The following is an 8,571-nucleotide window of genomic DNA, read 5'->3' as shown; positions in this document are numbered from 1 at the left end:
AGAAGTGGCCCCCAATTTTCGGACATGACTTTAAGTGGTCGATCTGTTTTGATAGTACCCAACAATACAGGGACAGATTATGACTAGAAAACGTAGAAACCACTCTCCTGAGTTTAAAGCTAAGGTGGCTCTCGATGCCGCTAAAGGCGATAAAACCGTCGCTGAGCTAGCTCAGAAATATAACCTGCACGCTAACCAGATCTCAACATGGAAAAAGGAGCTGCTTGAAAACGCAGCCATGATTTTTGCCACCGAAAATCACTCAGGAAAAGAGAGTTCCGAAGAAGTGGACAAACTTCACGCCAAGATCGGTCAATTGACCATGGAAAATGATTTTTTGGCCAAAGTGCTCGGTCGTTAGACCGAGCCCAGCGAAAGAGTTCGCTGGTTAAATCCACCCCATTGCCGATAAAGCGCCAATGTGAGCTGCTCAATATTGCTCGCTCTACCGCTTACTATCAACCCATCGGACTCTCTGCTGAGGAGATCACGTTACGACGAATGATTGACGAAATTCATCTGCAGTATCCGTTTATGGGCAGTCGGCGCATTCGAACTGAGCTGGCTAAAAATGGCCATAGCGTTAATCGTAAGCGTGTTGTTCGACTCATGCGCGATATGGGGATTGGGGCGATTTACCCCAAGCCCAAAACGACGCTGGCGAACAAAGCACACAAGGTGTATCCCTACCTGTTGCGTGATATCGAAGTCACTTACCCAAACCAAGCTTGGGCGATTGATATCACATATATCCCAATGGCGAAGGGGTTCCTGTACCTCGTTGCGATTATCGACTGGTATAGCCGCAAAGTGCTGGCTTGGCGACTATCCAACACCATGGACACGAGTTTTTGTATCGAAGCGCTTGAGGAAGCGCTGAAGCATTATGGGCCACCTGATATCTTTAACTCAGATCAAGGCAGCCAGTTTACCAGCACAGAGTTCACACAGAAGTTAATTGAGCATAACGTACGTATAAGCATGGATGGGAAAGGCCGCTGGGTTGACAATGTTTTCATTGAGCGATTATGGCGAAGCCTGAAATATGAGGAGGTTTACTTAAAGGCTTATACCACGCCCCGTGAAGCCGAGCTTGAAATCGGCAACTACATGGTGTTTTATAATGAAGAGCGTAACCATCAAGGACTCAATAACCTCACTCCTGATGAGGCCTACTTCGGTAGGCAAAGATACGCAGCATGAGCTGGGTCAACCACTTAAGAAATGAGCTTATGTGTCCAACCGTTGGGGACCACTTCTCTTGGGCCTTGTCAATATTGACCTGTTCTTTATGGCCGATAATGGCAAACAGATCCGAGTGTAGTCTTCCTATGACTATCGGTTGAGGAAATGCCTCCTGTAACCTTTGAGCCACAGCCTGTAATACCTGATTACCGAATACACAGCCAAATAAATTGTTAAGCCCGGAAAAATGATCGAGATCCAGTAGCAGCAGGTTATGGGCATCAGCGCTGGACATGGCCTGCAACCTGGACAATTCACGCAGCAGTGCACTGCGGTTGGGAATACTCAACAACTCGTCCTGATAAGCCACTTTATCCAGCCGGCTAATCAAGGCTACATTGCCAAAACCTTTGGAAACATTGGCCGCAAAGACTTTAAGCAACTCCATCTCGGTATCATCCAGCGTGCGGTTAGTAGCCACATAGATGGCAAACTCAGCCAGTGCTGCCGATTTGGGGAAAAATAGCACCTGACTTTCATCGGTACTGACAAAACGTTTTTCCCTGAGTGCCTGCTCAACCATGGATTGAATAGTCGGATCCGGCAATTCCCTCAAGGCACGATTAATATACTGACGAAAACGACCACTACAGGCTATGGTCAAGGGTTCATAGATCTCCTGACCAGAGCTATCCATTGCGTGGGGGCCGCGATTAACACAAACCAAGCCTTCGTCGGCGACATTGATGAGATTAGCAATTTCACTCAAAGTCACAGAGGCTATCTGCGTAAGCGTCCTCAGCCCCAGCAAACGATTGCTGGACTCCACAATGAGCTGCAAACCACGACGAGCAGAAGAAATTGTCTTGAGATGATGATAATTACGTACTGCACCTGTGAGTATATTGCGTATCCCACGGTTGGCGAGATCTGACTTGAGCACATAATCAGACAAGTCATAGTCCTGCATCACAGATTCGACCGGCGCCATTCCTGGCTGGCCGGTCAAGAGTACGAAACGGGTATCGGATATTCCCAGCAAATCCCGCACAGCTTTGACTAACCTGAGACCGGCATCTTCGGTTTCCATCACGACATCAACCAACACCACAGCAAAGTCGGCATCTTTTCCCAATAAGCTGGATGCCTCTGCCATGCTGTAGGCTTGTATGAGTTCAAGGGGACGTCCCATTAATGTCATTTTATTAATGGCAAAACTCAGCGAATTCTGGAATTTGACATCATCATCCACCGCCAAAATACGCCACATGGCGTCGCGTTGATGAGTTTCTTCCGGTGATGTTTCAGATGAAAACAGTAAATCATCTAGCATAATTACTAATCCCTCAGTCACTTTGTCCGCACTTGCTTTGGGACAAAACCAGCAGGAGACCATTTCCCTGCCCGGTACTCAGCACGGTTTAACTCTCGGTTTAGTTCCTCCCGAGTCTACAATCCAGCTCATTTAATGCTAAAGCTGTTACAGTTCAATTCGGCATTAAGCCCTTTTCAATACAGTACGCTATGTTTGATTTAAAGTGTAATCCACTTTTGGCTTAGTGCCGGTTAACCAACGGAATAACAGTGTAAATTTTTCATCTGCTGCGCTGGCCTTGAACTCAACAGCTTCAAATTATTGTCAAATGCCCATAAGCTTGTTAACCGACAAGAACCAAAGCTGCACTCTGAGCGCCTTATCATTTTTTTATTCAACCTACTTTGTTACCCTGCACGTTATTTAGGATTTGTAGCCTGTCCGGTGAGGCAGTAAAGCCCGTTAATCCTCTATTTTGCCCAGTCATCCACAAGGACGTCATATGATCCGCGCATTTACAATGGAAGACATGCCAACTGTATTGAAGATCTGGCTAACAGCCTCTATCGATGCCCATCATTTTATTGCCGCAAAATTTTGGCAAGAACAGTTGGATAACATGCGCCAATTTTATATTCCTGCGGCAGAAAATTATCTCTATCAGCATGGTACCCAAGTGCTCGGCTTCTACTCTCTCTATGAGGACAAGTTGGCAGCGTTATTTGTTAAACCCGAAATGCAAGGGTTAGGGATCGGCGGTCATTTACTTGAACATGCCAGGCAACAAAGAGAGCGGTTGACGCTGAACGTCTATTGTGACAACCAAGCCAGTGTCAATTTTTACCGGCACAAGGGCGCTGTGATAATTGGCGAACAAACCTGTCCTTATACAGGCCACAAAGAATACAACATGCAACTAACAAGTTTAAACGACTTAAGTACTTGCACAAAAAGAGCTTTCCCCCGCCATAGGTCAAGGGAGACAGAGTTCATAAAATAAGGAACGGAAACAATGAAAGATCAGCCCAGTAGAGTGCTTCTCTTGGCCGATGTTCAAAACATCTACTACACCACCAAACAAGTTTTCGGGCGAAACCTGGACTACAACCGGCTTTGGTCCAAAGTCACTGATCAGAAACAACTGGTGAGAGCATTTGCCTACGCTATAGACAGAGGTGATAAAAAACAGCGCGAGTTTCAAAATATCCTGCGGGCCATTGGCTTTGAGGTGAAGTTGAAGCCCTTTATCCAACGCGCTGATGGAACAGCCAAAGGTGATTGGGATGTGGGAATAACCATAGATGCGTTGGAATATGCCGATGCTGTGGACATTGTGGCACTGGTTTCCGGGGACGGTGATTTCGCCTTGTTAGCCGAAAAGCTACGTCAAAAAGGCAAACGAGTTGAAATCTATTCCGTTACTGAATTAACCTCGATGCTCCTGCTCAATGCCGCCAGCGACTTCTGTCCCATTGACGATGATTTGTTACTCAAATGAAAATGGACAAGCAACCTGGCAGATAAATAGCTAGAACGTTGGCAGTAAGCCAGACCTAGTCTCATCTAGTGAGGCGACTCGAGCGTCAGCAAACTGCCAGCAACATCATTCCAAATGATAACCAGCCTTGGAAACTCATCTGAATAAAAGGCAAGTAGTTAGTTGTCTCGCATGACCCATGGGCTGATCACTGCAGGAGCCGAGTCAAATTTTACTACTTCAATTTGGCTGAGTTCCTCATTACTGAGTTCGTAGCGCTTACCCAGCGTTTGATAGCGCCCATCGAGCCAAGCACCATTTTCACTGCCGGTAAATTCAATATTAAGACCTGAAATAGGCTTGGCAAAATACTTCATCGGAAATCCTTGCATCTGCTTCAGGGCTTCATTCATTTGATTACTGATGTCTCTCAGTTCATCGCCGCTGTACTCCTGTTTGGGAGTACGACCCCTGAGCTGCATACCAATGCCGCAGCCTTGTCCATCTCCAGCCAACTCAAGGTTAATCAGGGCTCTGGCACCCTTGAGCTTTTCATCGAAGGGAATAAACAACCTCTGACTGGCATCAAATGTCAGAGGGAAACGTTCAGTTTCTGTGCTGATACTGCCATTTTTTAATTGACAGTTTTCGGTTTCAGGAACCGTAAAAGCCAGATCAATAAGTGGATAATTGCCTTTATTCATCACTTTCATCCGCGCGTAAAAGTCGGCATAGTTCAAAGACACCTGACTGGCCATCAAAGAGGGGGACAGCAACAATAACGTACTAAACAGCAGTTTTTTCGACATGGTTTTCCACCAAATATTCTTCGTTGTGACGCAGCATATCCAATAATTCGTCAATGTAGGCTTCCTGGCGCTCCGAATAGTTTACCAGGCCATAAACCAACTTCTCTGCCGTCAGGGGTTCCTGTTGACTACGGAGATCGGCACGTATGGAACGAAACAAAGAATAGGCTGCATTGGAATTAAGATTACGCATATAAGAAGCTACTGAGTCGTCGACCGATTTGAATACGGCCACTTCATGGGACATGCCTTCAGAGCGCGACTGTGGAACCAAACCGCAACCTTTTTTGAAACACCACTGACCAAAAAAATTGAGTCCTTCACGGGCAAACCGAGAACTGCCCCAGCCGGTTTCGTTGGCTGCCTGGATAAGCACCATAGATTCCGGGATCACATCAACCCGACGCAGCAATTTATTGATGCTGTCGCTATCGATAGCACGCATGGCATATTGATACTTTTCTGCCAGACGCTGAATACGATATTGCTCGGCATCATTGAGCTGATGTTGGTTTTGCAAGTGCTTTTGCACCTGTTCGAGAAATTTACGCTCCTCAGCGATAATGCTATTTTGCTTTTGCACCGCCGGACGCAAGAAGTCAAAAAACGCCTGCTTCTTATCGCTGACATTACCTATGCTGCTGAAATCTGGGATCAAGCTGATACCCAATTGGTTCTTTATCAGTGGTGCTGAACTCTGCTCGGCAGTTTTCAAACTAGGTATCAGGTACACCCTAAGTGCCAATACCGACAGTATTACCAAAGCCAAAGCCAGGGTAAATGAGCCAAGTTTTCCGGTTTTCAATCAGTCTTTCCTTTTGCCGGTTACCCAAAAGTTAAGGGGAAAATTTCCGCATTATATGTCAGATATCACTTTTCACAAAATAGCTCTCTGACTCTTATGCAGCATTGGTGTAGAATGTTCAAGTTCAAAGCGACGGCAAGGATCAGCTATGCAAAGGCAGTTATTCAGTCAATATCAGCAAGTTGTTGCTATTGGTGGAGGCCATGGGTTAGGAAGAGTCCTATCATCCCTGGCTTTTCTCGGCGATCGACTAACAGGCATAGTTGCGACCACAGATAACGGTGGCAGCACAGGCAGATTAAGAAACAGTAATGACTGTATCGCCTGGGGCGATCTACGTAATTGTCTCAGCCAACTGGCGCATAAACCCTCTGTCGGTTCCTTATTATTTGAATACAGATTCGATAGCCAGGATGAACTCAATGGTCATAACCTGGGCAACCTTATCCTGGCAGCATTGGATCAGCTCTGTGTCAGGCCCCTCGAAGCGATTAATCTTATCCGCGGCCTACTTAAAATTGACACCCGCCTATATCCCATGTCTGAACACCCTACTCACTTGCTGGCGCTTGACGCCTCAGGGAGCAAAGTGTTCGGTGAGCTGGAGGTCGACAGCATGGCTGAGCGCCCGGTGGCGATGAATCTTGAACCTATGGTCAAAGCCACAGAAGAGGCCATAGCGGCGCTGAATGTAGCCGAACTGATTATTCTAAGCCCGGGCAGTTTTCTCACCAGCCTGATGCCACCTTTGTTATTGCCAGAGCTGGCAACAGCGATTAAATACAGTCAAGCCAGAGTGGTATTTATCGATAATCTGAAACCTGAGGCATCAGTGGCCGGAGAGCTGAGTTTGGAGGCAAAGTTGAATTGGTGTCAGCAACTGATAGGCGCAGGGCGTATCGATGCTGTACTGTGTCATGGCCAACCATATCAGGACGGATTAATTTATCGCTCGCCGCTGGCCGATCCACTCCAGAGTGGTTGTCACGACAGAGACGCCTTGGTCACCGCTTTGGTACAGACTTTACAGCCGAAAAAACTTATTGCTTGAATAACGATAAACTATAGCCAAACAGCAAAAAGGACAGCAAAAGCTGTCCTTATCAAGTTTTTGGCAAAATCCAGCAGGTTTAGAGCACCTTGGCTATCGCCTTACAAATAACCGGCATATTACTCTTGGTCATCCCGGCAACACTAATACGGCCAGAGCCGACAATGTAGACGCCAAACTCATCTTTCAGCTTGGCAACTTGTTCCTTGTTAAGTCCTGAGAAGCTAAACATGCCATTTTGACGGGAGATAAAGCTGAAGTCGCGATCGACACCTTCAGCCTTGAGGCTCTCGACAAACAGAGCTCTCATACTGGCTATGCGCTGGCGCATTTCAGTCAATTCTTGCTGCCACAGCGTATTGAGCTCACTATCGTTAAGAATAGTACTGACAATCATGGCACCATGAGCCGGCGGGTTGGAGTAGTTGGCACGAATGGTGCGCTTAACCTGACTGAAAGCCCGTGCAGCGCACTCATTGTCTTTGGCCACCAGAGTCACGGCACCGATACGTTCATTATAAAGCCCGAAGTTTTTCGAGAAAGAGTTGGCCACCAGCAGCTCAGGCACCATGGCGGCAACAGCTCTGAGGCCTTGGGCATCTTCTTCAATTCCTGTGCCAAAGCCCTGATAGGCAAAATCAAACAGAGGCACCAATCCGTTTTCGGCACACAGTTTGGCAACTTGCTGCCATTGATTGATATTCAGATCGATACCGGTCGGGTTGTGGCAACAGCCATGCAGCAGCACAAGATCACCCTCAGTCGCCTGTTGCAGATCTGTCATCATGGCATCGAAGTCGAGATCGTGGGTTTCTGCCTGATAATAACTGTACTCTTTGATCTCAAGCCCGGCGGTTTCGAAGATGTTCTTATGATTGGCCCAGGTTGGGTTGCTGATCCAGATAGTTTTGCTGTCTGTATTGCTAAGGACAAACTCGGCAGCGACCCGCAATGAGCCTGTACCTCCCGGAGCCTGAGCCGTTACTGCCCGGCCAGCGGCGATTATGGCGCTATCTTTACCGAATAGCAGTTGTTGAACCGCTTGATTATACAGGGCAACCCCTTCGATACCGAGATAGCTCTTGGTCTTTTCCTCTTCGAGCAACTTGGCTTCTGCCAACTTGACCGATTTGAGTACCGGGGTCTGGCCAGCCTCATCCTTATAAATGCCAACACCCAGGTTGACTTTATCCGTGCGGGGATCGGCTTTAAAAGCCTCAGTTAAACCAAGAATGGGATCGGCCGGCGCGGCGGTAATCTGAGAAAAAATCATGACAGCTTTCCTGTAATTGGACATGTAGGGACAAATCGGCTCCATTTATACCATTGTCCTCGCCCAGGTTATAGTCTCTTTGGCAGATTCTGAGCCATTTAATTTATTACTTGAAGGATATTCACTCGAAAGCGGGATTTGCCATGGATATGATAAGAAAATAGCGGGCTGATTGAGTGGAGATAGCGATAACACCAACTTAGAACCATAATCAAAAACTGTAACCTCTGTAATCCAGCCCCTGTAGTGGTCGAGTTGAATTGATCATTATCAATCTAGGACGAAAAATACTCAGGGACAGCCCTTATGCCTGGGGCTAAAAACCCTACGGTCTTCAGAATAACAACTAGCTTGGATAAAAATATGGAAATCACACATGAAAAAGCCCGCCTGTTTGCACAAGCGGGCTTCTCTGAATCTGGCAAAGGTGCAGGGATTTGAACCCTGCATGACGGCGCTATAAACCCAGCAACCCTCAAAGCGGTGCCAAGCTAATCGCTATCATCAAAACTCAGATACGAAAAAGCCCGCCTGTTTGCACAAGCGGGCTTCTCTGAATATGGCGGAGGAGCAGGGATTTGAACCCTGCATGACGGCGCTATAAACCCAGCAACCCTCAAAGCGGTGCCAAGCTAATCGCTATCATCAAAACTCAG

At 47.1% G+C, this 8,571-nt stretch carries 8 protein-coding genes; 4 read left to right on the top strand and 4 right to left on the bottom strand.

All coding sequences use genetic code 11. The annotated features are described in order from the left end of the window. Positions 1-79: 79 nt before the first annotated feature. Positions 80-1,203, top strand: a protein-coding gene (locus tag ACMHXH_RS03460) for an IS3-like element ISVpa4 family transposase (protein ID WP_114139936.1) whose coding sequence is annotated in 2 segments (ribosomal slippage) — positions 80-332 and positions 332-1,203 — 1,125 coding nt in all. Because the reading frame shifts where the segments join, the coding sequence is not laid out codon by codon here. Here ACMHXH_RS03460 and ACMHXH_RS03455 read toward each other — a convergent pair. Then, positions 1,157-2,518: a DUF3369 domain-containing protein gene (locus ACMHXH_RS03455; protein ID WP_413737609.1), complete on the bottom strand. Its 1,362-nt coding sequence runs from the start codon at positions 2,516-2,518 to the stop codon at positions 1,157-1,159. The two genes, ACMHXH_RS03460 and ACMHXH_RS03455, sit on opposite strands and share 47 nt — an antisense overlap. Before the next feature lie 484 nt (positions 2,519-3,002). On the opposite strand from ACMHXH_RS03455, the gene ACMHXH_RS03450 reads away from it, so the two are divergent. Both ACMHXH_RS03450 and ACMHXH_RS03445 read left to right on the top strand, forming a co-directional pair. Next, positions 3,003-3,500 carry a GNAT family N-acetyltransferase gene (locus tag ACMHXH_RS03450; RefSeq protein WP_335911718.1) on the top strand — a complete coding sequence of 166 codons (498 nt, stop codon included), beginning with the start codon at positions 3,003-3,005 and terminating at the stop codon, positions 3,498-3,500. Between the two features lie 12 nt (positions 3,501-3,512). Further along, positions 3,513-3,998 carry an NYN domain-containing protein gene (locus tag ACMHXH_RS03445; protein WP_039035287.1) on the top strand — a complete coding sequence of 162 codons (486 nt, stop codon included), beginning with the start codon at positions 3,513-3,515 and terminating at the stop codon, positions 3,996-3,998. Between the two features lie 158 nt (positions 3,999-4,156). Here the strand turns inward: ACMHXH_RS03445 and ACMHXH_RS03440 are convergent, their stop codons facing one another. Both ACMHXH_RS03440 and ACMHXH_RS03435 read right to left on the bottom strand, forming a co-directional pair. Beyond that, positions 4,157-4,786, bottom strand: a complete 630-nt coding sequence (locus ACMHXH_RS03440; protein ID WP_039035288.1) for a DUF2987 domain-containing protein — start codon at positions 4,784-4,786, stop codon at positions 4,157-4,159. Next, the gene (locus ACMHXH_RS03435) at positions 4,764-5,591 is read right to left on the bottom strand and encodes a glucosaminidase domain-containing protein (protein WP_039035289.1); all 828 of its coding nucleotides are present in this window, start codon (positions 5,589-5,591) and stop codon (positions 4,764-4,766) included. The genes ACMHXH_RS03440 and ACMHXH_RS03435 overlap by 23 nt, the downstream gene beginning before the upstream one ends. A gap of 148 nt (positions 5,592-5,739) precedes the next feature. On the opposite strand from ACMHXH_RS03435, the gene yvcK reads away from it, so the two are divergent. Next, positions 5,740-6,642 carry a uridine diphosphate-N-acetylglucosamine-binding protein YvcK gene (yvcK, locus tag ACMHXH_RS03430; RefSeq protein ID WP_234500613.1) on the top strand — a complete coding sequence of 301 codons (903 nt, stop codon included), beginning with the start codon at positions 5,740-5,742 and terminating at the stop codon, positions 6,640-6,642. Positions 6,643-6,721: 79 nt separating this feature from the next. Here the strand turns inward: yvcK and ACMHXH_RS03425 are convergent, their stop codons facing one another. After that, entirely contained in the window at positions 6,722-7,915 is a 1,194-nt protein-coding gene (locus ACMHXH_RS03425) for an amino acid aminotransferase (protein ID WP_215772894.1), read from the bottom strand. Between the last annotated feature and the right edge of the window lie 656 nt (positions 7,916-8,571).

Origin of the sequence: Shewanella sp. BJSY2023SW001, assembly GCF_047314685.1 — a bacterium.
Taxonomy (GTDB): domain Bacteria; phylum Pseudomonadota; class Gammaproteobacteria; order Enterobacterales; family Shewanellaceae; genus Shewanella; species Shewanella indica.
Note: the sequence above shows the minus strand (reverse complement) of the source record. Positions and strands in the feature narration are given on the sequence as shown.

Coding starts and splice junctions, on each gene's coding strand:
- ACMHXH_RS03445 (WP_039035287.1), top strand. CDS start 3,513: ATGAAAGATCAGCCCAGTAGAGTGCTTCTCTTGGCCGATGTTCAAAAC.
- yvcK (WP_234500613.1), top strand. CDS start 5,740: ATGCAAAGGCAGTTATTCAGTCAATATCAGCAAGTTGTTGCTATTGGT.
- ACMHXH_RS03455 (WP_413737609.1), bottom strand. CDS start 2,518: ATGCTAGATGATTTACTGTTTTCATCTGAAACATCACCGGAAGAAACT.
- ACMHXH_RS03425 (WP_215772894.1), bottom strand. CDS start 7,915: ATGATTTTTTCTCAGATTACCGCCGCGCCGGCCGATCCCATTCTTGGT.
- ACMHXH_RS03440 (WP_039035288.1), bottom strand. CDS start 4,786: ATGTCGAAAAAACTGCTGTTTAGTACGTTATTGTTGCTGTCCCCCTCT.
- ACMHXH_RS03450 (WP_335911718.1), top strand. CDS start 3,003: ATGATCCGCGCATTTACAATGGAAGACATGCCAACTGTATTGAAGATC.